This window comes from Mesorhizobium sp. AA22 (assembly GCF_001672375.2).
In the GTDB taxonomy this organism is placed as follows: Bacteria; Pseudomonadota; Alphaproteobacteria; order Rhizobiales; family Rhizobiaceae; genus Mesorhizobium; species Mesorhizobium wenxiniae.
Genome location: NZ_CP048406.1, coordinates 5,706,327 through 5,732,633, shown reverse-complemented (window position 1 = coordinate 5,732,633; position 26,307 = coordinate 5,706,327). Strand labels below are relative to the sequence as shown.

23 protein-coding genes and 1 pseudogene are annotated in these 26,307 nt (G+C 62.2%); 12 read left to right on the top strand and 12 right to left on the bottom strand.

Annotated features, from left to right (window positions below; genetic code table 11):
• Window positions 1–10: 10 nt before the first annotated feature.
• Window positions 11–2,446: a spermidine synthase gene (locus A9K68_RS27325; RefSeq protein ID WP_065007032.1), complete on the top strand. Its 2,436-nt coding sequence runs from the start codon at window positions 11–13 to the stop codon at window positions 2,444–2,446.
• A 312-nt stretch (window positions 2,447–2,758) separates the two neighbouring features.
• On the opposite strand, the gene A9K68_RS31950 is transcribed toward A9K68_RS27325, so the two are convergent.
• Both A9K68_RS31950 and A9K68_RS27315 read right to left on the bottom strand, forming a co-directional pair.
• Entirely contained in the window at window positions 2,759–4,648 is a 1,890-nt protein-coding gene (locus tag A9K68_RS31950; protein ID WP_246811249.1) for an OmpA family protein, read from the bottom strand.
• Between the two features lie 621 nt (window positions 4,649–5,269).
• Window positions 5,270–5,561, bottom strand: a pseudogene (locus tag A9K68_RS27315) (transposase family protein); the annotation flags it as partial.
• Window positions 5,562–5,790: 229 nt separating this feature from the next.
• On the opposite strand from A9K68_RS27315, the gene A9K68_RS27310 reads away from it, so the two are divergent.
• The 4 genes from A9K68_RS27310 (at window position 5,791) to A9K68_RS27295 (ending at window position 8,248) form a co-directional block, all read left to right on the top strand.
• Complete coding sequence (locus A9K68_RS27310; protein WP_065007034.1) at window positions 5,791–6,237, top strand: thiosulfate oxidation carrier protein SoxY; 447 nt, start codon at window positions 5,791–5,793, stop codon at window positions 6,235–6,237.
• 39 nt (window positions 6,238–6,276) lie between these two features.
• Window positions 6,277–6,579, top strand: a complete 303-nt coding sequence (gene soxZ, locus A9K68_RS27305) for a thiosulfate oxidation carrier complex protein SoxZ (RefSeq protein WP_065007134.1) — start codon at window positions 6,277–6,279, stop codon at window positions 6,577–6,579.
• An 88-nt stretch (window positions 6,580–6,667) separates the two neighbouring features.
• Window positions 6,668–6,973 carry a c-type cytochrome gene (locus A9K68_RS27300; RefSeq protein ID WP_065007035.1) on the top strand — a complete coding sequence of 102 codons (306 nt, stop codon included), beginning with the start codon at window positions 6,668–6,670 and terminating at the stop codon, window positions 6,971–6,973.
• Window positions 6,974–7,084: 111 nt separating this feature from the next.
• Window positions 7,085–8,248 carry an NAD(P)/FAD-dependent oxidoreductase gene (locus A9K68_RS27295; protein ID WP_246811248.1) on the top strand — a complete coding sequence of 388 codons (1,164 nt, stop codon included), beginning with the start codon at window positions 7,085–7,087 and terminating at the stop codon, window positions 8,246–8,248.
• An 8-nt stretch (window positions 8,249–8,256) separates the two neighbouring features.
• Here the strand turns inward: A9K68_RS27295 and A9K68_RS27290 are convergent, their stop codons facing one another.
• The 9 genes from A9K68_RS27290 to A9K68_RS27255 form a co-directional block, all read right to left on the bottom strand.
• Entirely contained in the window at window positions 8,257–10,383 is a 2,127-nt protein-coding gene (locus A9K68_RS27290) for a cation-translocating P-type ATPase (protein WP_065007135.1), read from the bottom strand.
• Window positions 10,384–10,439: 56 nt separating this feature from the next.
• Window positions 10,440–11,168 (bottom strand): sulfite exporter TauE/SafE family protein, encoded by a 729-nt coding sequence (locus tag A9K68_RS27285; protein WP_065007037.1) that lies wholly within the window; start codon window positions 11,166–11,168, stop codon window positions 10,440–10,442.
• 30 nt (window positions 11,169–11,198) lie between these two features.
• Window positions 11,199–11,321, bottom strand: a complete 123-nt coding sequence (locus A9K68_RS32345; RefSeq protein ID WP_281409489.1) for a hypothetical protein — start codon at window positions 11,319–11,321, stop codon at window positions 11,199–11,201.
• 152 nt (window positions 11,322–11,473) lie between these two features.
• Window positions 11,474–11,698 (bottom strand): hypothetical protein, encoded by a 225-nt coding sequence (locus A9K68_RS27280; protein WP_065007038.1) that lies wholly within the window; start codon window positions 11,696–11,698, stop codon window positions 11,474–11,476.
• Window positions 11,699–11,848: 150 nt separating this feature from the next.
• Window positions 11,849–13,513, bottom strand: coding sequence for a cbb3-type cytochrome c oxidase subunit II (locus A9K68_RS27275; RefSeq protein ID WP_065007039.1), 1,665 nt, complete (start codon window positions 13,511–13,513; stop codon window positions 11,849–11,851).
• Window positions 13,510–14,952: a cbb3-type cytochrome c oxidase subunit I gene (locus A9K68_RS27270; protein WP_065007040.1), complete on the bottom strand. Its 1,443-nt coding sequence runs from the start codon at window positions 14,950–14,952 to the stop codon at window positions 13,510–13,512. The genes A9K68_RS27275 and A9K68_RS27270 overlap by 4 nt, the downstream gene beginning before the upstream one ends.
• A gap of 130 nt (window positions 14,953–15,082) precedes the next feature.
• Complete coding sequence (locus A9K68_RS27265) at window positions 15,083–15,547, bottom strand: hypothetical protein (RefSeq protein ID WP_065007041.1); 465 nt, start codon at window positions 15,545–15,547, stop codon at window positions 15,083–15,085.
• 11 nt (window positions 15,548–15,558) lie between these two features.
• Window positions 15,559–16,704 (bottom strand): metallophosphoesterase, encoded by a 1,146-nt coding sequence (locus tag A9K68_RS27260; RefSeq protein WP_065007042.1) that lies wholly within the window; start codon window positions 16,702–16,704, stop codon window positions 15,559–15,561.
• 91 nt (window positions 16,705–16,795) lie between these two features.
• Window positions 16,796–17,512 (bottom strand): carboxypeptidase regulatory-like domain-containing protein, encoded by a 717-nt coding sequence (locus tag A9K68_RS27255; protein ID WP_246811244.1) that lies wholly within the window; start codon window positions 17,510–17,512, stop codon window positions 16,796–16,798.
• Window positions 17,513–17,686: 174 nt separating this feature from the next.
• Between A9K68_RS27255 and A9K68_RS27250 the strand changes: the two genes are divergently transcribed.
• From A9K68_RS27250 to groL, 4 genes are all read left to right on the top strand, one after another.
• Window positions 17,687–18,289, top strand: coding sequence for an SCO family protein (locus tag A9K68_RS27250; RefSeq protein ID WP_065007043.1), 603 nt, complete (start codon window positions 17,687–17,689; stop codon window positions 18,287–18,289).
• Between the two features lie 80 nt (window positions 18,290–18,369).
• On the top strand, window positions 18,370–18,612 hold the full coding sequence (locus tag A9K68_RS27245; protein WP_065007044.1) for a hypothetical protein: 243 nt from the start codon (window positions 18,370–18,372) through the stop codon (window positions 18,610–18,612).
• A 212-nt stretch (window positions 18,613–18,824) separates the two neighbouring features.
• Window positions 18,825–20,042, top strand: a complete 1,218-nt coding sequence (gene hemA / locus A9K68_RS27240) for a 5-aminolevulinate synthase (protein ID WP_065007137.1) — start codon at window positions 18,825–18,827, stop codon at window positions 20,040–20,042.
• 55 nt (window positions 20,043–20,097) lie between these two features.
• The gene (gene groL / locus A9K68_RS27235) at window positions 20,098–21,741 is read left to right on the top strand and encodes a chaperonin GroEL (protein WP_065007045.1); all 1,644 of its coding nucleotides are present in this window, start codon (window positions 20,098–20,100) and stop codon (window positions 21,739–21,741) included.
• A 64-nt stretch (window positions 21,742–21,805) separates the two neighbouring features.
• Here the strand turns inward: groL and A9K68_RS27230 are convergent, their stop codons facing one another.
• Window positions 21,806–23,002 carry an ROK family transcriptional regulator gene (locus tag A9K68_RS27230; RefSeq protein ID WP_163603077.1) on the bottom strand — a complete coding sequence of 399 codons (1,197 nt, stop codon included), beginning with the start codon at window positions 23,000–23,002 and terminating at the stop codon, window positions 21,806–21,808.
• A 142-nt stretch (window positions 23,003–23,144) separates the two neighbouring features.
• On the opposite strand from A9K68_RS27230, the gene A9K68_RS27225 reads away from it, so the two are divergent.
• From A9K68_RS27225 to A9K68_RS27215, 3 genes are read left to right on the top strand one after another with little or no spacing between them, the layout of a single operon-like run.
• Window positions 23,145–24,410: an ABC transporter substrate-binding protein gene (locus tag A9K68_RS27225; protein WP_065007047.1), complete on the top strand. Its 1,266-nt coding sequence runs from the start codon at window positions 23,145–23,147 to the stop codon at window positions 24,408–24,410.
• A gap of 60 nt (window positions 24,411–24,470) precedes the next feature.
• Window positions 24,471–25,406 carry a sugar ABC transporter permease gene (locus tag A9K68_RS27220; RefSeq protein ID WP_065007048.1) on the top strand — a complete coding sequence of 312 codons (936 nt, stop codon included), beginning with the start codon at window positions 24,471–24,473 and terminating at the stop codon, window positions 25,404–25,406.
• Entirely contained in the window at window positions 25,399–26,301 is a 903-nt protein-coding gene (locus A9K68_RS27215) for a carbohydrate ABC transporter permease (RefSeq protein ID WP_082982243.1), read from the top strand. The genes A9K68_RS27220 and A9K68_RS27215 overlap by 8 nt, the downstream gene beginning before the upstream one ends.
• Window positions 26,302–26,307 lie beyond the last annotated feature (6 nt).

Below are 26,307 nucleotides of genomic sequence, written 5' to 3'. Positions count from 1 at the left end.
AGCGGGCCGCATGCTACCAGTCGGTCTCATTTCGGCAGCGGTTCTCGGTTACGAATTGCTGCTGATGCGATTGTTTTCGATCGTTCAATGGCACCATTTTGCCTACATGATCATCAGCATCGCGCTCTTGGGCTTCGGCGCGAGCGGTACGTTCATTGCGCTCGCCCAGCGCTGGCTAGTGGAGCGGTACCCGGCTGCTTTCGCGGCATCGGCCGCGCTGTTCGGCATGACCGCGGTAGCCAGCTTCGCCATCGCCGAACGTCTGCCGTTCAACGCGCTCGAGATCATCTGGGCTCCGCGACAGCTCGGTTGGCTCGCGGCCAGCTATGCGCTTCTGATCCTGCCGTTCTTCTTTGGCGCGACCTGCGTCGGCCTTGCTTTCTGCCGTCATCCCGGACAGATCGGACGCGTCTACGCCTTCGACTTGGCCGGCGCAGGGATCGGTGCGCTGGGTATCGTCGGGCTCCTGTTCCTGGTCTTCCCATCTACGGCGCTGCGTTTCGTTGCAGCACTGGCATTCGCGGCGGCTGCCCTTGCCGCGTTCGGCATGGTCCGCCATCGGTGGCTCGCAGCGGGCGGCCTTGGATTGGCGGCGGCGTTCGTTGCAGTATCGCTACCGCCGTCCTGGGTGGCCCCCGAGCCGCATATGTCGCAGTATAAGGGCCTCCGCATGGCCCTGGAGGTTCCGAACGCCCGGGTGATCGAGGAGCGATCGAGCCCGCTCGGGTTGCTGACGGTTGTCGAGAGTCCGACCGTCCCCTTCCGTTACGCGCCTGGCCTCAGCCTAGCCAACACCCAAGAGCCGCCTGCGCAACTCGCCGTCTTCACCGATGGCGACAGTATTGCGGCGATTACCGCCTATGGAGGCGATCCGGCGAAGGTCGCCTATCTCGACCGGACAACGGCGGCGCTGCCGTACCGCATCCTCGAGCGGCCGCGGGTACTAATCCTCGGCGCCGGGGGCGGCGAGCAGGTGCTGCTGGCGCTGCGCGCCGGGGCCGATAGGGTGGATGCGGTAGAGGTCAACCCGCAAATGATCGACTTGGCTCGGAATCGCTTCGCCGACTTCGCTGGCGGTATCTTCAGCCGACCGAACCTGCGCTTGCATTTGGCCGAGGCGCGCGCCTTCGCTGCGACTGCCGGCGAGCGCTACGACCTGATCCAGATGCCGCTCCTTGACTCCTTCAGCGCGGCCGCGGCCGGCGTGCAGAGCTTGCATGAAAACTACACCTATACCGTGGAGGCAATGCGGGATTACCTAGCGATTCTCAGACCAGATGGTGTCGTCGCTTTCACACGATGGCTGCGAGTGCCGCCGCGTGACAGCCTTAAGCTGTTGGCCACCGCCATAGCAGCGCTCAAGGCGGAAGGCGTGGCCGAGCCGGGCCGGCACCTGGCGCTGATCCGGAGCTGGAATACCGCTACTTTGCTCGTCGCCAAGTCGCCCTTCAAAGGCGAAGACATTGCGGCCATTCGCAGCTTCGCGGCCGAGAACTTCTTCGACATCTCTTGGGTGCCAGGCATCTCCGCGAGCGATGTGAACCACTTCAACCAGCTCGATCAGGAATATCTCTACGAGGGAGCCCTCGCCCTCCTCGGCCCTGAGTGCGCCGACTTCATCGAGCGCTACAAGTTCGCCATCGCACCGGCGACCGACAATCGGCCCTATTTCTTCGACTTCTTCCGCTGGCGCGCCCTGCCCGAACTCCTAGCCCTGCGCACCCAGGGCGGGGCAGCGATGCTCGACTGGAGCTACCTGATCCTCGTGACGACTCTGGTCCAGGCTGCCATCCTCAGCGCCGTCCTGATCCTCCTGCCGCTATGGCTTCGCAGACACGCGCTCGGGAAAGCTTTGCACCGGCTGCGCTTCGGGCTCTACTTCCTTGCCTTGGGGCTAGCCTTCCTCTTCATCGAAATCGCCTTCATCCAGCGCTTTGTGCTGTTCCTCGGTCATCCGTTCTACGCTGTCGCTGTCGTGCTTGCGGGCTTCCTCGCCTTCGCCGGTCTCGGTAGCGCCGTTGCCGCACGCTGGGCAGCGGCTGTCGGGCGCGGATCGGCGGTGCGCGGCATCGCCCTCGCTGTCGGGGTTATCGCGGTCCTGGCTGCCACCTACCTTCTCGCGCTACCCTCAGTATTCGAAAGGCTGCTGGCGTTCCCGGACGCCGCGAAGATCGCGATCGCGCTCCTTCTCATAGCGCCGCTCGCTCTTTTTATGGGCATGCCGTTTCCCCTCGGCCTCGGGCATGTCGGGGCGCGTTCGGAAACATTCATTCCCTGGGCGTGGGGAATCAACGGCTGTGCGTCCGTGCTGAGCGCGATTCTCGCCACGCTGCTTGCAATGCATATCGGGTTCTCCGGCGTCGTGATGATCGCCATGGTCCTTTATCTTGTCGCCCCAGCCTTGCTTGCAAATCGGTTCCGAACCACGATCCCTTTCCGGTCGTGAAGTTCTTCACGCCTAACCGGGGCGCCATCGACGATCTCCCGATTGGCCGCATCCACGAGATCGTCCCGCCCGGCAAGGTCTTCGCCAGCTCTAACACGCCCGAGCGCCGCCCACTTCCTCGGCGTCAATTAATCCGGTTCACTCAGGCAGGGCAGGGCTTGACCCAACCCAGTTGTTGCTCGATTTCGACCTCAATATCGCAACAGGCGGCGGAAGCGGATCTTGACCGGGCTGGACGTGTCGTCTATTTGGCCCGCTCGATACGCTGAGCCTGGCGCTACCTTCCCGGCAGGCTCAAAACAAGGGTGGGGCCTATTCGGAGCTCGCCACGGGTGCGACCAGCGGCGTGATGCGGCGGATCGCGACGCGCCGGTTCTCGCGTTCGGGCTCCTGGGTTTCAACCTTCAGGTACTGCTCGCCATAGCCCTGCGTCTCCATGTTCTCGGGCGCTATGTCGAAGACGTTGGTCAGCGCGGTCGCCACCGCCTCGGCCCGCTGGTCCGACAGCGCCAGGTTCGCCACCTCCGCCCCGACCGCGTCGGTGTGACCTTCGATCAGGAAGGTCTCGCCCGGGTTCTCCTTGAGCAGGCGCTGCATGGCCTCGGCGACGCCTTCGAGCTTGCCGATCTCGCTTTCCGGGATCTGGGCCGAGCCGAACTCGAAATTGATGATATCGAGATCGATGCGCCTGACCTTGTCGCGGATGCGCGCCGAACGCCGGACCTCGTCAAGCGAGTAGGTGCGCTCCACCTGCTCGACCGGCGGCTGGTCGAGGAATGTATAGTAGTCTTCGGGGTCCTCAACCCATTCCGCGTCCAGTATGTAGTCGCGAACCGGAATCTCGAGGTCGAGGGGCGGCAGTTCGAGGCCGGGATCGCGCCATTCCAGCACCTCGTCGTAATAGTCGTCTTCGACATAGACGAGGACGATCTCGCGATCGTCGGGCAGGATCTTCACACGGCGGACGACATCTCCCCAGCGGTTGCGGATCGTGACGATCCGCGTCCCGTCGGGACGGACCACAACCTCGCGCTGCCGGCTGCGCGGCAGTTCCTCGTAGTAGACCTCGCGCGCGTCGATGATGAATCGCTCCTCGCGGGGCCGCTCGATGAAATAGGTGTTGTCGGTTCGGAAGATGAAGCGGTTGTTGACCTCGCGCACGAGTTCCGCGCCCTGCGGAACCTCGGGACGCGCCCTGCGCGGGCGTTCGATGCGGCGGCCTTCCTCGGAGATGACGGAGCCGATTTGCACTGGATCTCTCGAGGCTCGCGCCTGCGCCGCGGCGTCGCTTTCGGGCAGCCGCTCGGCCCTGGCCCGAGCGGGCTGATCCGGCTCGGCGCCGCCCGTCTTGCGCCTCACCGGCTTTTCCTTGGCGCTGTCGAAGAGCCTGGCGGCGTTTTCGGGACGACGCATCGCCGCTTCGCGCTCCTTGCGCCGCTTCACGCGCTCCTCGGTGATCGCGGGCTCAGGTTCGGCGTTGCGCTGTCTGGCGGCTTCGCGCTCTTTGCGCCGCTTCTGGCGTTCCTCGGTGATCGCCGGCTCGGGTTCGGCGGCAGGCTGTCTGGCGGCCTCGCGCTCCTTGCGCCGCTTCTGCCGTTCCTCGGTGATCGCCGGCTCGGGTTCGGCGGCAGGCCGTCTGGCGGCCTCGCGCTCCTTGCGCCGCTTCTGGCGTTCCTCGGTGATCGCGGGCTCAGGTTCGGCGGCACGCCGTTTGACGGCTTCGTGCTCCTTGCGCCGCTTCTGGCGTTCCTCGGTGATCGCCGGCTCGGGTTCGGCGGCACGCCGTTTGACGGCTTCGCGCTCCTTGCGCCGCTTCTGGCGTTCCTCGGTGATCGCCGGCTCGGGTTCGGCGGCACGCCGTTTGATGGCTTCGCGCTCCTTGCGCCGCTTCTGGCGTTCCTCGGTGATCGCCGGCTCGGGTTCGGCGGCACGCCGTTTGATGGCTTCGCGCTCCCGCGCCGCAGGCCGCTTGGCCCGCTCGCGCTGCGCCGGCCTTTCTGCCTGGGGAGTCCGCTGCTCGTCGCGTTTGGCCCCGTTTCTCTTCTTCCTGCGCAGCAGCTCTTCCTCTTCGGACGACTGGGCTTGGGCCAGAATGACGGGTGCCGCGAGCGGCTGGGCGTCGCGCGAAAGTGCGGGAAGCGGAGCAGGTGTCAATGTGAGGCCGACCGTGGCACCGACAAGAATCCGAAAATGGCGTTTCATCTGGACAAAAATTCCGTAGAGCAGTCCCTTGCGCATCCCCAACCTTGAAACAGGTAAGATTGTTCCCAATCGGTCGGTTGCCGGGCGCTTCGAGGCGTTTTTCCGTCGAGAATATGTCCAGAGCGCGGCGCTTCACCGGCCGCAGCCGGGAATGGCGAGAAGCGCGACACTTTTGATGAGTTTCACGGGACCGCTGTCGATGATCATCGATCGTCAAGAACGAAAGACAATGTTGGACCTCTGCGTACGCATCGCGAGCGACACTGGAAAATGCCAATCTCGCACCCACGTCCAAGCGACCTTTGTCTTTCAGGAAAGCTCGATGACGGTCAGATCTTTGACAATGATCGGCCGACACCGTTCTACTATGTTCGCCCGCAGCGACGTCGAACCGCTAACCCCTGTGTGGTACTTGCCGCGAAGCAACACGAAGGCCGGCCAACGGATCGGAGAGGCGACCGACAGGGTCACCTCGATGTTGGTCCGGAATTGGCGCTCGTTGCTCCTTCCGATTGACCTCCTAAAAATCGGCGCGGGAAGGTCGCAGAAGAGTGGATAGCTGCAGTCCGTTGAGGCTATGTATCGTCTGAGGTCAGCTGGAAGGCGTGAGGTGAAGGCGGCCGAGAACAGGCCCGGGTCGATGCGGTTCATCAGCAGGTCAGCCAGCGCCCGCCCGGCACGCCGTGATGATAGGGCAAGTAGCGGCGCAGGAAGTTGAGACGCGCCGCGCCCCAATCGGCAATGAGATCATAGTCGTCGCAGTCGCAGATCGTGCCGCAGACAACCAGAAGCAGGACTCCGGCAGCGGATGCGCCACCCGCCATGGCGCGCGCGGGTCTTCGATCGAGGCGAAATGCTCCAGAAGCGCCTTCAGGCGCGGCTTCTCAAATCCTTCGAGGGCGGCAAGGGGCATGGCAGGGCTCTGAATCGAAGCCCCATGGAAATCAGATCAACCGCAATCCCTAAAGCCCGTTAACCCGAGTTCGCAGCCCTGTGTCCAACTTCCCCGAGATTGCTCCCAGCGGTTGTCGGTGCTAAATTTGGTAGAAGCAGCCGCACTGATATGTCCGAGTGCGCCGCCCGCCGCCGCCGATGTGTTCTTGGAATGGCCTAAAGAGTGGCAGGGTTTGGAGACCGGGACGATGAGCTTGACGCGCCGCGATGTCTTGATCGCCGGGAGTGTGGGTTTTGCCGGGGTTTCGCTCTTCTCGCTGCAGAGCGCGCGCGCGAACGATGAAGCGCTGGATCTCGTCGAACAGCTCACCGGTCGGACGGCCACGGTGTCGGATCGCCTGCACCTGATAATGCCGACGGACTTCCCGACCGGCTATACCGTGCCCATGAGCCTTTACATCGACAGCCCAATGACTGAGGCCGACCATGTGAGGCAGATGCGCGTGTTCGCGCCGCGGAACCCGCTTATCGAAGTCGCCAGTTTCCATTTCGTCCCCCAACGCAGTCTACCTCGCGTGTCGACACGCATCCGTCTTGCCAGACCGCAACATGTCATCGCTGTTGCCGAAATGAATGACGGCAATTTGCTGATGACCACGACGTGGGTCCGTGTCGCCACGGATGGCTGTGCCTGAGATCGGAGAGAGACAGTGACCACCCCGACACCACGCGTGATCGTGCCGAGCGCCGCGGCGAAGGGAGAGATTTTTCAGGTCAAGACCATCATCAGCCATGAGATGGAAACAGGGCTGCGCCATGATGATCAAGGCAATGTGATCCCGCGCAAGATCATCAACAAGTTTGGCTGCCGCTACAACGAAACCGTGGTGTTCAGTGTCGATCTCCACGAGGCGATTTCGGCCAACCCGTTCTTCGAATTTTCCTTGCGCGCGACGGAGAGCGGCCGGCTCGATTTCGTTTGGGAAGAAGATGGCGGTGCCGTCTTTGCGTTGTCGCACCAGCTCACGGTCGGTTGAGGTGGTTGCGCAATTCAGCTGCGCGAATTGATGTGAAGAGCTGGGCAGGAGCGTGACCCGAAAACTCCGAAACAGACGGGTATTCAGCATGCGCCCCGTCGCGAGATCTGCGATTGCCACGGGCCTCGTACTGCTCGTCAGCCAATCCGGCGCGGCGGCGGAGGCCGATCAAGGCGCTCAACTCGCCGCGACCTGTGCGTCCTGCCATCGCCTCGATGGCGGCCGCACAATCATTCCCAGCATCATCGGGCTTGGTGAGGAGAGGCTCACCAACGCCCTGCTTGCCTACCGGGCGAGCGAGAGTCCAAATCACATCATGCACGCTATCGCGCTGTCGCTCAACGACGAGGAGATCGCCAGCGTCGCGCGCTATGTCGCAGCGCAGGGAAAGTAACGCGCCATGAAATCCTGGACCCGTCGCGAGTTCGGCCGCCTCACCGGAGCAGCGTTGCTAACGGCGCTCAACCAGCCGAAGGCGCGGGGCCAGGTCAAGGCGCGTGTCGTCGTGATCGGCGGCGGCATCGGCGGCGCAACGGTCGCCAAATATCTCGCCGCCACCGCCACGGCTATCGAAGTGACCCTGGTTGAACCGCGGCAGAGCTACGCGACCTGTTTCTTCAGCAATCTCTATCTCGCCGGGCTGCGCCCGCTCGAATCGCTCAGTCATGGTTATGAAGCGCTGGCAAAACAATATGGCATCACCGTCATTCATGAGTCCGCCGCGGCGATTCACCCGGCGGTGAAAACCGTTGCGCTGAACAACGGTTCGAAGCTCAGCTACGACCGTCTCGTTGTTGCGCCAGGCATCGCATTCAGGGATCGGGCGCTTAACGGCTATGACGAAGCGGCGATGGAGATCATGCCGCACGCCTGGAATGCAGGGCAGCAAACCAGGCTGTTGCGCCAGCAACTGGAAAGCATGGAGGACGGCGGGCTGTTCGTGCTCGTTGCTCCGCCGAATCCGTTTCGCTGCCCGCCAGCCCCCTACGAGCGCGCTTCGCTCGTCGCATCCTATTTCCAGCGCCGCAAACCCAAGGCCAAAATTCTGATCCTGGATGCGAAAGACAGCTTCAACGCGCAGGACCTGTTCCAGGACGCTTGGAACCGCCACTATCCGGGAATGATCGAATGGCTACCGGCCCAGTTCACTGGCGGGGTCACGGCGATCGACGCGAAGACCCGGTCGGTGATCACCGAGGGAGCAACATTCAAGGCCGCGGTGGCCAATGTCATCCCGGCGCAAATGGCCGGGCGCTTGGCGCAGCAGGCAGGGCTCGCCAATCAGTCGGGCTGGTGTCCGGTTGATCCGGTCACCTTCGAATCGGCGCTGCAGCCCGGCGTCCATCTGGTCGGCGACGCGATCATCGGCTGGGATATGCCGAAATCCGCCTTCTGCGCCAACAGCCAGGCCAAAGCCTGCGCCTTTGCTATCGCGGCCGATCTCACCGGATCAACACGTTTCCCGGCGCATTTGTTCAACACCTGCTACACCTATCTCGCCCCGGACGATGCGTTCAGCAACGCCATCAGCTTCAAGCCCGTCGACGGGAAGCTCAAGAGCGTCATTAGCTTCATCAGCAAGGTCGAGGAAAGCTCCGAGGTCCGCCGGCAGGCTGCGCGCGCGGCGGAAGGCTGGTATGACGCGTTCACGCACGACGTGTTTGGCTGAAACGAAACTCAACTCCGCTCGACGGCCGGGCCGGCCATTGCGGAAATGCCGGCACCATGCTGGGTACGCTCCGCCTTGGCACCGGATCGTTGCTCCGGGATCAGCGCTGGAACAGGATCGGGCAGCCGCTCCAGCCGCAGCGAATTCACCACCACGAGGATGCTCGAGCCGGCCATGACCGCCGCCGCAAGGATTGGCTGCAGAAGTCCGAATGCTGCGAACGTCAGGGCGACGAGGTTGTAACCGAACGCCCACATAAGGTTGGTCAAAATGGTTCTGCGGACCGCGCGGGCCACGTCGACGATCCAGGGCAGCATCCACAATCCGTCAGCAGGCAGCACGAGCGCCGCAGTCTCGCGGGCGAGATCGGTGGCGGAGCCGACGGCGATACCGACATCTGCGGCGGCCAGGACCGGCCCGTCATTCAGTCCATCGCCGACCATCGCCACCGAACCGTGGTCATGGCGGAGCCGATCCAGGGCCAGCCGTTTGGCCTCCGGCGAAAGGCCCGCTTGGATGTCCTTGATCCCGACCAGGGCCGCGATCCGCTCCGCCGCTTGCGCCAAGTCGCCGGTCAACAGCGTGGCGTCGAGCCCGCGCTTACGCAGGGCCGCGATCGCGGCCTGCGCCTCGGGAAGCGGTGAATCATCGAGTGACAGCACGGCGTGAACTTGCTCGCCCCAACCGAGATAGACCACCGAATGACCGCTCGCCTCCAGCGACCGCGCGCGCTCGGCAAGCGACGGGGGAAGCGGCCAGCCCAGATCATTCATCAGTCTGCCGTTCCCTGCCGCCACGGGCCGGCCTTCGGCACTGCCTCGGACGCCGCGGCCGGGAACCGTCCGGACATCGCGGGTGACGAGCGGCGTGACGCCCCGCTGAGCGGCGGCTGCCGCGATGGCCCGCGCCAGACCATGCTCGGAAAGGCGCTCCAGACCGGCGGCGCGCGCCAGTACTTCGTCGATGCCGACCTCCTCGCAGTCGACGCCGACGAGACGCGCTTTGCCCGCCGTCAGAGTGCCGGTCTTGTCGAAGGCGAGCAGCCGGACACGCGCGAGGGTCTCGAGCACGCCGGGGTCGCGGACTAGGCAGCCGTGCCGCGCCAGCCGGCCGATGCCGAGTGATGTCGCCATCGGAGCAGCGAGGCCGACGGCACAAGGACAGGCAACCACCAGTACCGAGAGGCCAATCAGCAACGCCCCATCGAACGGCAATGACTGCGCCCAGTAAACGATCGTCAGCCCGCCGAGGGCGAGGACGAGCGGCACTGACACGCCAACGATCCGATCGGCAAGGCGCTGGGTTGGACTGCGACGGCCCAGCGCTTCGCGCACCGACCGGCAAATCCGGGCCCAGCGGGTTGCGGTTCCGTCACCGCTGCTTTGGATCAGGAGCGGGCCGTCGATATTGATACTGCCGGCAATCACCTTGGAGCCGGCGCCCTTTGTCACTTGCCGGCTTTCTCCGGTAATCACGGCTTCATCGGTGCTCGACTCCCCCTCGACAACCACGCCGTCGACCGGAATGCGCTCGCCTGGCCGGACCCGAACCAGCATGCCGGCCGACACCTCCCGCACCGGACGGCGGATCTCTGCCGCGCCATCGACCACGGTCGCGCTCTCGCTTTCTGCGGCAAGAAGAGGTTCGAGGTCGCGCGCCGCCCTGGCGCGGCCAACAGCTTCGAGATAGCGGCCAGCGGTGAATAGCATCAGTACCATCACGGCGGTGTCGAAATAGACATGCGTGCTGCCCTCGAACACGGCAAATGCCGAATAGAGGTAAGCGGCAGCGACGCCAAGCACGATGAGTGCCGACGACGTCACTCGTCCCTGAATGCCATTGAGCCACATTTCGCGCAGATAGGGTCCGCCGAGAATCACCACCGCCGGCGTCGCGAAGATCCAGAGCAAAAGGTGAATCCACGGCAGCACGCCCGCATCGACGCCGGTGAACGCGTCCGAATAGAGGAGAAGGCTGAACATCATGATATTCATGGAGAGAAAGCCTCCCACGCCGAGCTGGATCAGAAGCCATGCGGCTTCCCACTCTTCGTGTCTGCCGCTCTTCACCTGAAAGGCGATGCAACAGCCGTAGCAGCAGAACGCGCAAGCCTCACCGTTGAGCCTGCGCTCCATCGGGCGCAGGCCGACGGGCAGCGAACAATGGCTACAGAGGATATCGCCATGCGCAGTCATGCGGGATGTCCGCCCAGCCAGGCAAGGCCGATATGCGCGTCGGAAGGCAGAAGACCACGGCCGAGCGTGATGAGACCGAGCAAAAGAATAAAGCCACCAGCCAGCCGCACGCCGCGCCGCCGCCAGGCTGGCCCGAGTATCTGGCCAACGCCGCCCATCATCAACATCGCGGGGAAGGTTCCCAGTCCGAACCATGCCATGACGAGAAACCCGGGAAGCGCTCCGGCGGTGCTCGCCGCCTGGGCGGCGAAGGCATAGACCAGGGGACATGGCAGGAAGCCGTTGAAAACGCCAAAGGCGAGCGGTGCGGCGCTGCTCCGGGCGGCTAACAGACCGCGCAGGGACAATGCAAATGTGCTGCCGCCAAATCCGATCGCAAGGCGATGAAAGACCTGCAGCAAGCCGAAGAACTGCAACGCCATGGCAATCATTAGCAGGCCAGCGACGGTCGCGAGAATTCGTTGGGCGATGTCTAGGGAGCCGTTCAAGAGCGGCGCCGCCGTGAGACCTTGCGTGGTGCAGATGACCTGACCGATCGCACCCGCGAGCCCGCCCAGAAAGCAATAGGTTGTCAATCGGCCGGTATTATAGAGCAGGTGGCGAAGGATCGTTGCGCCTCCGCCTCGCTGATCGCGGCCCAGTGCGCAGGCAAAGCCGCCGCACATGCCGATGCAATGAAAGCTGCCTGCAAATCCAGCGGCGAAGATCACGAGGTAGTAGATCATTGGTGTTTTCGCAGCGCCGCGTCCGCGCCGCTATTGCCGCACAAGATAGACAAGATAGATGATAAAGCCGACGGTGCAGCCGCCATAGATGAGGAAGCCGAGCATCTGCGGCAAGCCGACGTCAGCGAGCTTGAAAACGGTGTCCTGTAGCATCCGTTGCTCCTATGTTAGCCGAAATAAAGACGAAGCACGTTTGTCGCCACCTCGAAGGCCAGGAAAAGGAGGTTCAATGCGGCGACCCCAAGAAGAATTCTGGCTACCAACATCTCCATCACTCCTGCCTAACCAGCCTTGCGACAGTCTTCTTAGAACAGACGGCCGGGACCGAGTCCGCCCCAATAGACATACATGTAATACAGCCCCCAGGCGAACAGCAGGCAGTAGACGACGAGAAGCCATATGGGAATGAATCCCACACGCGCCTGTATCAGGCCGCCGGCATAGTCTTCCAGTTCAGGGTGCGAGCTTTGACGCACTTCCAGTTCCGGATGCGTCGGGCTCTCCGGATCGCTGCTCTGCAGATCGCTCATTTTCCATTTCCCTTTCAAAAAACCCGTTGGCGGCTTTGTCGGTGCCGCTCAACGCGCCGGATAGGACACCCCAGATAAACAAGAACAGGGCCGCTAGGCTCATCATCATGGCGCCCGCATAGGGTCCGGTAACTTCAAAACCGAGCATGGCTATCCTCCTGCGGGCGCCTGTTCCTCGCCAGGCGGCGCTGGCGGGCCGGACGCCGGCACCGACGGATCGGGCACGTAGGCTCGCTCAGGCTTGTCAGCGACCAGTTCCAGATCGTTCAGCGCCGCGCGGGCCTCCTTCTTGATCGAGAGCGGCTGCAGCGAAAGCGGGTCTTTATAGGCGGAAAGCGCCACCACGAAATAGGAAAGCGCCCACCGGTCCTCGTCCGGAAGGGAATCCCGATAGGATGGCATCGGCGTGCCGCTGAGGCCCGTAGTTATCGTCCGGAAGATGTCTTCGACGGCCGGGCCAGACTTGAACTGCCCGCTGGTGAGGTCGGCCGGCACGGTGGCGAACCCGAGATCATCCTTGAGGCCGGCAGCCTTCTCGCCGTCGCCCTTGCCACCTTGGCCGTGGCACTCCCAGCACTTCGCCACCTGCCAAACCTCCTTGCCACGGTCCAGCATCGTCTGCGACGCGGTCGGCGGGCGCCCGATATACAACGGTGGGCCAGGCGGTTCCTCGACGAAGAAAGCGTAAGGACTGGCGGGGTCGGAACGGTCAACCGCTAGTTCATACTTGATGTATTGGATCACCGCCAGCCGATCGTTCAGCGGCAGTTCGTACCACGGGGGCATTGCCGTGCCGCGGATGCCGCGAGTAATGGTGCGCAGCATGTCACCGTCCGTGGGCAGGGGCTCCTTTGTCAACCTGAACTTGAAGACTGCTGACGTGAAGTCCCTGGGCCGCTGGTTAAACATAAAGGTGGCGGCCGGCCCGTTGCCGTCGCCTTTGGCACCGTGGCAACCGATGCAGCGGCGCTCATAGACTTCCTTGCCATAGGCAATCCATTCCTCGGAGCGCGGCATCGTCGCATCCATGACCTCCAGGCTCTGCGGCTCGAAAAGATCCCGCCATTTACCCCGGTTCATGCCGAGCTTCTGGACATAGGAAACGAGCGCCGCCACCGATTCCGTCTCCGCCGCGATGCTGACGGTTTCTCCTGTGTATTCGTCGTTCGGCGTCAGGATGATCGGCTTTCTTTCGCGCGCCTTCAGCGGCACGAACAGCAACCCATATGCATTCGGCGTCAGCTGGATCGCTTGCTGGCTGTCGAAGTCGAACAGGCCTTGGGTGACCTCTGTCCTTTCCAGGGTCCGATTGCCAGTGCCGTCGTCAACGATACGGACGGCTGCATCGGGTTCGTGGAAGAGGCCGCGATACGGCGCCATTATCGAGTCCGGCACCAGCATCCGCGGATTGTAGAAGTGCGCCAGGTGCCATTCGTCGCTGTATTTCAGGCCGACGCGCGTCAGGTCCGGCCCGATCCGGCGTGTGCCTAACAGGTGCGGCAAGTCATAGGCGTATTCGCCCGCCTCGCTGACCGGTCCCCAGCGGCGGATCTCGCCGGTCACCGGCCGCACGAATTGCGAATGGCAATACCAGCAGCCTTCGCGCAGGTAAATGTTGCGGCCGCGACGCTGCTGCTCGGTGTAGTCCGTCGCCTCTGAAACCGTCCATTTCAGCTGGCCGAAATCCGTGCGCACCACCGAGGTCACGCGCGTAGTTCGCGAGGACGGCTCCACGAAGGGCAGAACGCCCTGCGTGATCACCGCAAGGGTGATGCAGAAGACGCCGGCGAACAGCGCGAAGAAGCGAACGTTCACTGCGCGGGCCCTCCGGCCGGGGCCGGGATAGGCGCCTCCACCGGCCCGCGGACGCGTCGCGCCTCAGCCGCCGGGCTGGTCAGTGCGGTCAGCATCAGATTCACCACCAGCAGCGACATACCGATATCCATGCTGATGCCTGCCAGGGTCCGCGCCAGCCAGTAGGGCTTCACCCAGACGAGCGAGTCGAGCCATTCGACCCCATTCATCCATTGATAACCCTGCTGCAGCCCGCCCGCTGTGAGGACCAGGCCCATGGTCGCGATGCCGACGGTGATCAGCCAGAACGACCAGTTGCCGAGCTTGAAGGACCAGAGTTCGCGCCCGAACAGCCGCGGCCAAGTATAGACGAGGCCCCCCATCGCCCAGACGACGAAGGTGCCGAACACGGTGAGATGCGAATGCGAGATGACGAAATCGGTGAAATGGGTCGGCTGCTGCAGCTGCCGCAGCGCCTCGGTCGAGCCCTGGAAGCAGCCGACGAGATACATGAGCGAGCCCATGATCAGGAACTTCGCCGGCAAGTTCCTGCCGAACTCATGCCACTTGCCCATCATGGTGCCGAAGAAGTTCACCAGCACCGTCCACACCGGAATGATCAGCAGCATCGACGTGACGACCGCCAAGGTCTCGGCCCAGTCCGCGATCGGGCTGTAGAGGTAATGGTGGATGCCGACGAACGGGTAGAACAATGCCAGGGACCAGAAGCCGACCAGCGAGAGCTTATGGGCATAGAGCGGATTCCGCGCGCTGATCGGCAGGAAATAGTAGATGATCACGTAGCCCGCGGGCGTTAGCCACAGCCCGACGATGTAGTGGAGATAGAGGCCATGGAAGGCGGCGCTGTTGATGCCCGAGATCGTGTACGGCAGGATGAAGCTTCCAAGCACGAAGTTCATCGTCGTCCACACGAAAGTGGCGATCAAGTACCATAGCGCGACATAGATCGCCGGCTCGAGCCTTCGACTGATCGTGATCAGGAATTGCGCGGTAGCAACAGCCACTACGATGAAGAACGCGACCTTCGCATAGAGCGGAAACTCTCCGGCTTCCAAACCGTCACTGTCGCCGAACAGCAAGCCGACCAAACCGGCAAGCGTTGCGACGTTCCAGATCCATGCGAGGAGAACCGACCACTCAGACCATATCACCCGCACCCCCGACAGACGCGGCACGAGATAATAACAAAGGCCGATGAAAAGCGTCGAGAAGGCGCCGAAGATGACACCGTTGACGTGGACCGGGCGCAGCCGGCCGAAGGTGAGCTCGAGGTTTCCCGATCCGAGATAGTCGGGGTAGTTGAAGGTGCTCGAGATCAGGACGCCGACGGATGGCGTCACCATCAGCCAGAACATGCCGAAATAAAGCCAGGTCCGCACGACCCGGTTGTCGACCAGCGCATCCAGGTCCACATTCGCGAACTTGCCGCGCAGCTCCATCCCAGTCTCTGCCAACGCATAGACCTCCCCGCGCGGTTCCCGGGCCGCACCACACTGCTTCAACCCCACCCCTCCCGATGGGACGCGCGCTTCGAGCTCCCGTGAAGCCGGTGCCCGGCTATCGACGAGACTAGTACTTGCCTGGCACCAACACCGAGCCGGTGTTCGACCAGGTGATGTACGCCTCGAGCGCCTTCATCGCCTCCGATTCGGGATCGATCTTCTCGCCCTGGTTCGGTTTCTCGATGCACCAGTTGATCATGTCGCGCAGTGTCGCGAACTTAGCCATCGACTGCTGGAACTTCGGGAACGCCTGCGGGTGGGTATCGGAGGCCATCGGGTGGCACATGGCGCAGGCCCACCCGGTGGTCGACAGCTTGACGCCCAACTGCTCCGCCATCGCCGCATCACCGTGGAACAGGAGGTCTCCCTTCCTGACCTCCTCCATGAACGCTTCTTGATAGAGTTTCAGCTGCTTTGGCGTCACCGGATCCTTATTGGCACTGGCCGGCCCGACGACGACGGCAGCTGCGACGACTGCTCCTGCGACTGTGGAACGCCTCAGAATGCACAGGAATGTCGATGTGTTTATCATAGCCACCCCCTCTATGGATTTGCCCACGGGTACTGATTGTCGGCGATGCGTGGCCGTATGACCTCCTCAATGCTCTTGTCGTGGTCCTCCGGCGTCTGGACGAACACCTCCTTGCGCCCCCACATGATGTACTCGACATCGACCTTGTCGTCGGCGTTGACGTTCACGGTTTGCCAACCGACCCCGTCGAAGGGATCGCCCGGATCGACACGGATCATCGGCTTGGTCAGCTTGGGCACGCCTTCCGGCGCATACGGCCATGGCCAGGAGGTCGCCAGCATGCCGATCGAGCGCATGCTGCCGATCTCGTTGTAGAGCACCTGGTGGACGTGACCGTGGATGTTGGTGACCTTAGTATAAGGCTTCAGCACGTCATTCACTTCGCGCCAGTCGCGCACCCAGAAATTCCAGGGCGGGTAGTACTCGTACAGCGGATTGTGGCTGAAGATGACGATCGGCTTGGACTTATCCCAGTCGGCGAGTGTCTTCTGCATCCAGTCGAGTTGCTCGCGGCCGACACCAGCCCACGCGCCGGCAACCGTGCCGTCGAGGGTAGCCATGTGGCCCATGCGCTCCTCCGGCGTCATCTTCTTCGCTGTCCAGTAGTCCGGTCCCCGGCTGACCGTATCGAGCCCGATGAAGCGCACGCCTTTGTGATCGAAGGTCCAGTTGGGTTGGCCGAACAACTCGCCCCACTTCTTGCCCATATCCAGATACCAGTCATGCTCGCCCGGGATGTAGTACTTCTTGATCTTCAGATCCTTGAGGAGCTCAACGCCAAGCTCAAGTTCCTCGATCTTTCCGAGCTGGGCCAGGTCGCCGCCGAAGATCAGGAAGTCGGCCGGCGGATCCATGGCCTGGACCTCTTGCACCGCGCGCACCACCTTGTCGACGAAGCGCGTGTTGAGGGATCTCTCGTAGAGATGGGTGTCCGAAATCCAGGCAAATTTGAAGGGCGCTTCGGCGGCGTGAGCGACGTCGATAGTGTTGAGCAGCGGCCACCACGCGAAGGTCTGGCCGATGGAAGCAGCACCGAACAGCAGCGATCTGTGAATGAAGGTGCGGCGGGTGATTTGGAGCGAGTCGTCGGGCCGTACTCCAGGCGGCTGCAGCACCGCATGCATTTCGCGCCGAATGCGGTCAAGCTCGTCAGACATCACGGTTCCTCCTCAGTGCAGACCGTTTCTTAAAGCGTCGGTCTTCTCGCAGGAGCGCGACCCTGTTGAATCAGTCGGTCGCAAATTTTCTTTATTTTGTCAGTTCAAGCGTCAGACTGGTGGCCTTATTCCCCTCTACCTTTACGGGCTGCTCGATGGGCCCAGTGAAGGGGTGGATCGCCACGAGTTTGTAGTCGCCCGGCGGAACATCGGTTATGCTGAACTTGCCATCGGCGCCGGTGACCGCGTAATAGGGATTGTCCACCACATAGACCCAGCCTTCCATCCAGCCATGCGCGTCGCAGTCGACGCGGACAGTGCCGGCCCGCTTCAGTTCGACGGGTATCCGCTGGCCCTTATTGGGCAGCGCCAGGTTGAAGGCGGTTCGCTTGCCATAATAGCCGTGGGTGTTGTGGAGCATTGGGTCGCTGTTGACCACCTCCAGCGAACCGGCGGGTATCATCTGAACCGCGGGCTCAAAGCGGCATTTGAGGTTGTTAAGCTCAGGCGGCTTTCCGGGCTCCGGCCAAGCCTTCCCCTGTGCCACGTCGACCAGCTGCACCGCCGCGTTCAGCACGGCCTGGTCGCTGCCGACTTCGATCAGCGGCTCCTCGCGGGGGTCGCCGCACACCTCGATATCCTTGGTGGGGATGATCTTTGTTGTCGGCACGTCGCCGCGGTAGACGATCGTACCCTCGATCGTTCCGCCTCCCGTGACCGGACCCACTTCGTAGGCTTGCGCAGGCGCGGACATTGTCGCAACGACAGCGATCGCCGCCAGCCCGCTCATCAATTCGCGAATGGTCATGGACGCCACCTCCTTCATTAGGTTGAGGGGCAACTTTTAAAAATAGGGCCAAACCAGCACCATGTCTAGCCATTCAGCAAAAAAATATGATAAGGTTCGGCAGTTTAGGCGAGTTTGCTAATTGCAAACGTCGCGGGGTTTTGGAGCGTCTTTCTCGAGGTACCGGAGGTACTAATGAGCCGACGGCATGAACTCCTCGCTCCGGGCCTACGGTCCCCGATATCCCGCTTCTGCATCATATTCGCAGCGGCCCTGTCGATCTGCCAACCGCTCGCGCGGAGTGACACGCCCGAGACGGTCGGCGGCTCATTCACGCTTACGGCGCCGGACGGAACGACGGTCACCGATGAGACTTATCGCGGCAAATGGCTGCTGGTTTTCTTCGGCTATACGTCTTGTCCCGACATCTGTCCGACGACGCTGTCATCAATCGCCGCCGCGATTGAGGAACTCGGCCCCGACGCCGCAAAACTGCAGCCGCTCTTCATCACTGTCGATCCCGAACGCGACACGCCTGAGGTGATGGGAAGCTTTACCGCGGCTTTCGATCCGCGCATCGTGGGACTGACCGGCAGCCCGCAACAGGTCGCTGCGGTTTCGGAGGCATATGGCGCCTACGGTGTGGCGCGCCAGGACGAGGCGGGCGGTGACGACTACCTAATGGATCACGGCACCCACATCTACATCATGAACCCACAGGGGCAATTCGTGGAGGGGCTAGACGCTGACACACCAAGCAGCGGCATTGCCGCTACGTTGGGTGAACTGGTGCGATGACACCAGCCCTGGGATGGCGGAGATCACGGTTATGCAGTTGATCGATCCATACAATGTTGTCATCCGGAAGGAGAGCGACCATGCAAAGACATACAAAGGAAGCTTCGGAGCTTAAGGCATTGATCCTCGCGGATCTTCATAAGGAGCCGGGATGCGAGCACGTCACTGATTTTGTGATTCAGCGGCTCGAAACCAAGGAGAACGGGGCAAACTGGACTGTCAAATATCTGGATCCTAATCAAGATAAGGTCTGCGAGACGATACTGATAAACATCGTGCGAATGTTGCAGCTCAACTTCGACCTTCCTGAACGCGGTTCGTGAGGAACGATGCGAGCAGGATCCGCGCGCATCGCGCTTCGACATAATTCGGATGCAAGCAGGGGAATCGGGCGATGGCGGAACCCACAGCGTTGCACACCGGCAAACCTGGCGGCGTAAAGAACGTCATTGGGTCGCGGCGATTTGGACCTCCGATGACCGGAGATGCGGGCGATAAGGCCGATGGGCAAGGCCGTATCTTAGGGCCAGGCAATATGAGTTATGACGGTTTCTTTGCAGATGCGATCGCGCGTCTGCAGGAGGAACGGCGCTACCGTGTGTTCGCGGACCTTGAGCGCCTCGCCGGACGCTTTCCCAATGCCGTGTGGCATTCCCCGCATGGACCGAAGGACGTCGTGATCTGGTGCTCCAACGACTATCTCGGGATGGGACAACACCCAAAAGTGGTCGCCGCCATGGTGGAGACTGCTACCCGCCTGGGAACGGGGGCCGGCGGGACGCGCAATATCTCCGGTACCAGCCATCCGCTCCTAGAGCTCGAGAGCGAGCTTGCCGATCTTCACGGCAAGGAGGCGGCGCTGGTCTTTACGTCCGGCTATGTTTCGAATCAGACTGGCATCTCGACCATCGCCAAGCTGATCCCCGGTTGTCTGATCCTGTCCGATGCGCTCAACCACAATTCGATGATCGAGGGCATCCGCCAGTCCGGTACGGAGAAGAGCATCTTCCGCCACAACGACGTCGATCACCTCGAGGGATTGTTGAAGGCGGCGGGTCCGGACCGGCCAAAACTCATCGTCTTCGAAAGTCTCTATTCGATGGGCGGCGACGTCGCGCCAATCAATCGCATTTGCGAAATCGCCGATCGGTACGGCGCAATGACCTATCTCGACGAGGTCCATGCTGTGGGCATGTACGGCCCTCGCGGCGCCGGCATCGCCGCGCGCGACGGCGCCATGAACCGGATCGATGTGATCGAAGGCACGCTCGCCAAGGCCTTCGGCTGCCTCGGCGGCTATATCACGGGAAGTGCTGTGCTGATCGATGCGGTTCGTTCCTATGCTCCGGGTTTCATCTTCACCACTGCGTTGCCGCCGGCGATCTGCGCAGCGGCCACAGCGGCGATCCGGCATCTGAAAACCTCGCAGTGGGAGCGCAAGCGCCAGCAGGACCGCGTCCGGCGGGTCAAGGCGGCGCTGGGTGCCGCTGCGCTGCCGGTCATCCTGAGCGACACCCATATCGTTCCGGTGGCAGTTGGCGATCCGGCGCATTGCAAAGCGGCGAGCGACCTGCTGCTGAGCGATCACGACATCTATATCCAGCCGATCAATTATCCGACCGTGGCGAAGGGAACTGAGCGGCTGCGCATCACGCCGACACCTTGTCATGAGGACATCATGATTGATCGGCTCGCAGCAGCTTTGTTCGATGTCTGGAATCGGCTCGGGCTGCCTCGGGACAATCTCGCCTGAGCGGCCGATTGAAGCTTCGCCGTTCCCCGAAGATTAGGTCTTAAGGATCAAGGAAATGGCTGCCAAGGAGATCATGTTTTCGTTCGAGGCTCGCGACAGAATGCTGCGCGGCATTGACACCCTGGCGAATGCGGTGAGCGTCACGCTTGGCCCGCGGGGGCGCAACGTCGCGATCGGCAGGGAGCACGGCGCGCCGCGGGTCACGAAGGACGGCGTGACCGTCGCCAGGGAAATTGAACTCGACAACAAGTTCGAGAACATGGGCGCCCAGATGGTGCGTGAGATAGCAACAAAAACCTCCTATCAGGCCGGCGACGGCACGACCACCGCCGTCGTGCTCGCGCATGCGATCGCCCAGGAGGGCGCCAAGGCGGTGGCCGCCGGCATGAATCCCATGGACCTGAAGCGCGGCATCGATCTCGCGGTCGAAGCCGTCGTCGCGGAACTCAAAAACAAAGCCACGAAGGTCACCTCGAACGTCGAAATTGCGCAAGTCGGCACCATCTCGGCCAACGGCGACAGGGAGATCGGCCGCTGCCTCGCCGACGCCATGAAGAGGGTCGGCAATGACGGCGTGATCACTGTCGAGGACGGGACGTCGCTCGAAACCGAACTCGAATTCGTCGAGGGCATGCAGTTCGACCGCGGCTATATCTCGCCCCATTTCATCACCAATCGCGCAAAGATGCGTGTCGAGATGCAGGATGCCTATGTCCTCATCAGCGAGAAGAAACTGTCCAGTCTGAACGAAATACTGCCGCTGCTGGAGAAGGTGGTGCAGGCCGGCAAGCCGCTGCTCATCATCGCCGATGATGTCGAGAGTGAGGTGATGGCGGCGCTGGTGGTCAACAAGTTGCGCGGCGCTCTCAAGGTTGCAGCCGTGAAGGCGCCGGCCTACGGAAACCTCCGCAAGGCGATGCTGCAGGATCTCGCACTGATGACCGGCGCAACGGTGATCTCGGAGGATTTGGGCATCAAGCTCGAGCATGCTTCCCTCGATATGCTCGGGCGCACCAAGAAGGTGATGATCGACAAGGCAAACACCACGATTGTCGGCGGCGCCGGCAAGCGGGAAAGGATCGAGGCCCGCATCGCCGAGATCAAGCTCGAGCTTGCGGAAACCACCTCCGATTTCGACCGCGAGAAGCTCCAGGAGCGGCTGGCCAGGCTCGCCGGTGGCGTCGCCGTTATCCGAGTCGGCGGTGCAACCGAGGTCGAGGTCAGGGAGAAGAAGGATCGCATCGATGACGCGATGAACGCGACAAGAGCCGCGGTTGCAGAGGGCATTCTCCCCGGCGGTGGGGTCGCCTTGCTGCGCGCCGGCCGGGCGCTCAAGAAGCTCAAGGGCAGCAACGAGGACCAGCAGGTCGGCATCGCGATCGTCAGGAAGGCGATCACCTGGCCGGCTCGGCAAATCGCGATCAATGCCGGCCTGGAAGGCTCGGTCGTCATCGCCGGGATCCTCGAAAACGACGACAACGCCTATGGCTACGATGCCCAATCGGGCGTGTACGGGGATCTGGTGTCAAAGGGCATCATCGACCCGGCCAAAGTGGTGCGAACGGCGCTCCAGGGCGCAGCCTCGGTGGCAGGCCTCCTCATCATGACGGAGACCATGGTGGTCGAAGTGCCTGGCCCGCCGCCGCCGGAGCTTCCCGGTCACGAGCATCATCATCACGATATGGATTTGGATTTTTGACCGCTTCGCGGTCGTAATCCGGGCTCGCGGCGGCGGGCGGTAGGCCACTCGGCGCAAGGCCAGATCATTGCAGTCGGCTGTTGTGTCGCAGCACGAGGCCGACTGCGCCCAGCAATGCGTCGTTCTCTGTGTGCTTGCCAACAATTATCCGCGTGCGCAGGGCGGGCGCGAGATCGCGGGACTTGATAAGCGTGTGGCGTTCATATGACGCGATCAGCGGTGCCAGGAGAATATCGCCCGCCAAAGCCATGCGGCCACCGATAATGATGAGTGGCGGATTGATCACCGAGCCGATTAAGCCAAGACCACGGCCGGCGAACTCGGCGGTGTCCTCGATCATCCGCAGCGCCCCGACGTCGCCCTGTTCAGCCATCATGATCACCTCGTCCATCGTGACCGGCCGCCGCATGATGCGCGAAATCTGCTCGAGCGGCCGGGCAAAGCTCGCATAAAGCTCGAGGCATCCGCGATTGCCGCACCGGCAAAGATCGCCGCTGGGATCAACGCTGATGTGCCCGAATTCACCGGCGCCGCCGGCGATGCCAGTCACCAGCCGGCCATGCTGGACAATGGCCCCGCCGACGCCCAGATCGATCTTGAACAGCACGAAATCATCTTGGCCGACAGCCGCGCCCCACATCAGCTCCGCAATGGCCGAGCAGTTGCTCTCGTTATCGGCGAAAATCGGCTGTTCGAGAACCGGCCCGAACACATCGCGGATGTTGACCCCGGCCCAGGTCGGAACAATACTCGCACGCTGCACCACTCCTTCGCGGCTGACAGGGCCCGAGACAGAGACCCCAACCCCCAGGAGCCCCGCCATCGGCAGACCGTTCTCTTCGTAGCATTGGGCAATTGCTGACTTGGCGAGCTGGGCCGCCTGTTGCGGTTGGTAGTCCAGACCCATGGGGATAGTTTGTTCGGTAATGACAGAATGCGAGACGTCGGCGACGACGCACCGCATCTCATCAAGGCCTAGGTGGATCCCGATACAGGTGCCCGCAGCGGGATTGAGTGTCAATGTCGTCGCAGGCCTGCCGATACCCCTGATCCCGTCATGGTGGGTCGAAGATTCGATCACCATTCCGGACTTTCTCAAGCCATTGAGCGCGGTTGAAACCGTCGACCGCGCCAAACCGGTGATGCGGGTAATTTGCGACGCAGAAAGCACGCCGCGCTCACGTAGACATAGAACGATCAGGCTCTCCGGTGATGCGGAGGGTCTGTCGATCAGCCAATTTCTAAGCGAAGGTTTGTTCATGATGAGCACAAAGGACGTTGACTGATAGCCCAAATATGTCATCTTGGAAAGAACGGAGATTACTGCATCTCCGTCTGCGACGAGCTCAAATTGCGTCCACAGGCGGTCGATACGAACCGTAACATCACATGGGAGTGAAACGATGGAATACCTGAGGACGGCCCTTGCGGCCGCTGCGGCGTACACCTTTGTTGCGGGAGCCGCGTTCGCAGAGCCCAAGACCAACCTGTTGCATCAATGGGCGACCGGATCGGACGCCCAGGCTATCGCCAAGCTCGGCGAGATGTTTACCGCCAAGGGTGGCACCTGGCAGCAGACCTCCATCGCGGGCCACACGGCCAACACGCTGGCGAAATTGCGCGCCGACGTGATCGCCGGCAATGCACCCCCCGCGGTGCAGCTCAAGGGACCCGAGATCGCCGAATGGAACGAGACCGGCATGACAGCCAATCTCGACGAACTGGCGACAGCGGAAAATTGGGAGAAGGTCGTCGCTCCCGAATTGCTGCCGGTGATGAAGCCGACCGGCAGCTGGGTAGCGGCGCCGATGAACATCCATCGCATCAACTGGCTGTGGGCATCGCCGAAGGTCATGCAGGACGCAGGCGTCGCCGAAGTGCCGAAGACATGGACAGACTTCAACGCCGCCTGCGACAAGATCGTGGCGTCAGGCAAAATCTGCATCTCGCACTCGACCGCCGACTGGACCGATTCGACGGTCTTCGAGGTCGTGGTCTACGGAATGGATCTCGATCTCTTCAAGAAGGCCTTCGTCGAGGGTGACGTCGAGGCAATGCGCAGCGACGGCATGGTCAAGGCCTTCGAGCAGTTCCGCACGATGACGACGAAATATATGGACCCCGGCATGAACGGGCGCGACTGGGATACCATGTCGCATCTGGTCGGCCGCGGCGAGGCCGCTTTTCACATCATGGGCGACTGGACGCTCGGCCTGCTCACGGCCGGCGGCTTCAAGGAGGGCACCGACTATGTCTGCGCCCAGGCGCCGACTGATTGGGGCAAGCCGGGCTTCATCCTGAATTCCGACTCGGTCGTGTTCTTCCAGCAGAAGGATCCGGACTATGTCGAGGGGCAGAAACTGCTCGCCAGCACCATCCTGTCGCCCGAGTTCCAGACGATTTTCAATCAGACCAAGGGCTCGATCCCGGCCCGTCTCGACGTCGATCTTTCGAACGGCTTCAACCCCTGCCAGCAGCTCTCCCAGAAGGACCTGCAGGCGTCGATCGATGGCGGCACGCTTGTCCGTTCGATGGCGCATAACATGACGATCCCGCAGAAGGTGCGCGGTGCGATCATGGATACCGTCACTGAATTCGTCGCGACGCCGGATATGACCGCGCAGGACGCAGCTAGTGCCATGGCTGATGCGGCCGAAGCTCAGATGTGAAGAAGCTGCCGATGATGGCCGGGCGCCGGCGCGCCCGGCCTGACTTCCCCGGAGCAGCCGATGTCCACACATGACCTGACTGTACCGGTTGCGTCTCCCGCAACCCCGTGGCGGGAGCGCCTGGGCACGATGGTGCCCATTCTGGTGCTGGCGCCGTCGCTTGCGGCGAGTTTCATCTACGTCTTCGTATTCACGATTTGGACGCTGTATCTCTCGCTCTCCAACTCGTCGCTGATGCCGACCTATTTGTTCGTCGGTCTGGACAATTATGCTTCGCTCTGGGCGAACCGGCGCTGGAACATCGCCTATACCAACCTCTTCCTGTTCAGCAGCTTCTATATTGTCGGCTCAATGGCCATCGGACTGCTTCTGGCGATCCTGATCGACCAGCGCGTTCGCGGCGAGGCGGTTTGGCGTACCATCTTCCTCTACCCGCTGGCGGTGTCCTTCATCGTCACCGGTACTGTGTGGAGCTGGCTCTACAATCCCGTCGACGGCATCCAAGCCTTCGTGCGGGGGCTCGGCTGGACCGACTTCAGCTTCGCCCTGACGGCCAACCGAAACACCGCGATCTATGCGGTGATCATAACCGGTATCTGGCAGTCGTCCGGCTTCGCAATGGCGCTTTTCCTGGCTGGCCTGCGGTCGGTCGATCCGGATCTCGTCAAAGCAGCCCAGATCGACGGTGCGTCGGTTTCCCGAACCTATCGGAAGGTCATCCTGCCGACGATCGCCCCGATTTTTTTGGCGGTGGCCGTCATTCAAATCCAGTTCGCCATCAAAACGTTCGACCTGGTGGCGGCGTTGACGCGGGGCGGGCCAGGTGTGTCCACTACATTCCCGGCGATCTACGTCTACGACCTGATGTTCCAGCGCGGGCAGATCGGCGAGGGTGCCGCTGCGGCGATGATGATGCTCGCCGCCCTTGCGGTTGTGCTGGTGCCCTATTCCTTGTGGATCGTTTGGCGCAGGCGAGCGGAGGGCCGCAATGGCTGAAATTGCCCCCAACCCCCGGCATGATCCCGAAGCGGCGGCGGCTACGCGGCGATATTTCTGGAACCGCTTTCTTACGTATGCGGTGCTGACGCTTTTCGCTGTCATCTACCTGGCACCGCTGCTGGTCGTGGTCTTCAACTCGTTGCGGGAGCAGTCGGAGATTGCCCGCAACGGCCTCATCTCGCTGCCGCGCAGCTTCCGCCTCGACGCCTGGGCGGAGGCTTGGAGTACTTACTGCGTCAGCGGCACCTGCGAAGGCATGAAGCGCAATTTCTTCAACTCGCTCTGGATGACGATTCCCGCGACGGTCATCTCCACGCTTCTCGGCGCCATGAACGGCTATGTGCTGTCGAAATGGCTCTTCAAGGGCTCGGAAATTCTGTTCAATCTGATGCTGCTCGGCGTCTTCATGCCCGGCCAGATCTCGCTGATGCCGTGGGCGTTCCTGCTCGGCAAACTCGGCCTAACCAATTCGACATACGGGCTGGTCTTGATTCACGTCGTTCAGGGCATTTCGTTCACGACCCTGTTCTGCCGCAATTTCTACGTCAGCATACCGGACGACCTCATCAAGGCGGCACGCATCGACGGCGCCGGCTTCTGGCGGATTTTCCGCAAGATCATCCTGCCCCTGTCGCCGCCGATTTTGATCGTCACCGTCATCTGGCAATTCACCGGCATCTGGAACGAGTATCTGTTCGGGGTCGTCTTCACCTCCGGCCAGCAGCAGCCGATTACGGCGGCATTGGTCGCGCTCACTGCCGGCGGCACGACCGCCCGTGCTTACGACGTGATGAGCGCAGCCGTGCTGATCGGCGCGCTACCGCCGTTGCTGATCTACCTGTTCGGTGGAAAATACTTCGTGCGCGGCCTGACGCAGGGCGCCATCAAATGAGGCATC

Excerpts from the sequence above, each read along its gene's own strand:
- A9K68_RS27325 (WP_065007032.1), top strand. The coding sequence starts at position 11 with ATGCTACCAGTCGGTCTCATTTCGGCAGCGGTTCTCGGTTACGAATTG.
- A9K68_RS31950 (WP_246811249.1), bottom strand. The coding sequence starts at position 4,648 with ATGAAACGCCATTTTCGGATTCTTGTCGGTGCCACGGTCGGCCTCACA.
- A9K68_RS27310 (WP_065007034.1), top strand. The coding sequence starts at position 5,791 with ATGAGCTTGACGCGCCGCGATGTCTTGATCGCCGGGAGTGTGGGTTTT.
- A9K68_RS27300 (WP_065007035.1), top strand. The coding sequence starts at position 6,668 with ATGCGCCCCGTCGCGAGATCTGCGATTGCCACGGGCCTCGTACTGCTC.
- A9K68_RS27290 (WP_065007135.1), bottom strand. The coding sequence starts at position 10,383 with ATGGAGCGCAGGCTCAACGGTGAGGCTTGCGCGTTCTGCTGCTACGGC.
- A9K68_RS27285 (WP_065007037.1), bottom strand. The coding sequence starts at position 11,168 with ATGATCTACTACCTCGTGATCTTCGCCGCTGGATTTGCAGGCAGCTTT.
- A9K68_RS32345 (WP_281409489.1), bottom strand. The coding sequence starts at position 11,321 with ATGCTACAGGACACCGTTTTCAAGCTCGCTGACGTCGGCTTGCCGCAG.
- A9K68_RS27280 (WP_065007038.1), bottom strand. The coding sequence starts at position 11,698 with ATGAGCGATCTGCAGAGCAGCGATCCGGAGAGCCCGACGCATCCGGAA.
- A9K68_RS27270 (WP_065007040.1), bottom strand. The coding sequence starts at position 14,952 with ATGGAGCTGCGCGGCAAGTTCGCGAATGTGGACCTGGATGCGCTGGTC.
- A9K68_RS27265 (WP_065007041.1), bottom strand. The coding sequence starts at position 15,547 with ATGATAAACACATCGACATTCCTGTGCATTCTGAGGCGTTCCACAGTC.
- A9K68_RS27260 (WP_065007042.1), bottom strand. The coding sequence starts at position 16,704 with ATGTCTGACGAGCTTGACCGCATTCGGCGCGAAATGCATGCGGTGCTG.
- A9K68_RS27255 (WP_246811244.1), bottom strand. The coding sequence starts at position 17,512 with ATGACCATTCGCGAATTGATGAGCGGGCTGGCGGCGATCGCTGTCGTT.
- A9K68_RS27250 (WP_065007043.1), top strand. The coding sequence starts at position 17,687 with ATGAGCCGACGGCATGAACTCCTCGCTCCGGGCCTACGGTCCCCGATA.
- A9K68_RS27245 (WP_065007044.1), top strand. The coding sequence starts at position 18,370 with ATGCAAAGACATACAAAGGAAGCTTCGGAGCTTAAGGCATTGATCCTC.
- hemA (WP_065007137.1), top strand. The coding sequence starts at position 18,825 with ATGAGTTATGACGGTTTCTTTGCAGATGCGATCGCGCGTCTGCAGGAG.
- groL (WP_065007045.1), top strand. The coding sequence starts at position 20,098 with ATGGCTGCCAAGGAGATCATGTTTTCGTTCGAGGCTCGCGACAGAATG.
- A9K68_RS27230 (WP_163603077.1), bottom strand. The coding sequence starts at position 23,002 with ATGAACAAACCTTCGCTTAGAAATTGGCTGATCGACAGACCCTCCGCA.
- A9K68_RS27225 (WP_065007047.1), top strand. The coding sequence starts at position 23,145 with ATGGAATACCTGAGGACGGCCCTTGCGGCCGCTGCGGCGTACACCTTT.
- A9K68_RS27220 (WP_065007048.1), top strand. The coding sequence starts at position 24,471 with ATGTCCACACATGACCTGACTGTACCGGTTGCGTCTCCCGCAACCCCG.
- A9K68_RS27215 (WP_082982243.1), top strand. The coding sequence starts at position 25,399 with ATGGCTGAAATTGCCCCCAACCCCCGGCATGATCCCGAAGCGGCGGCG.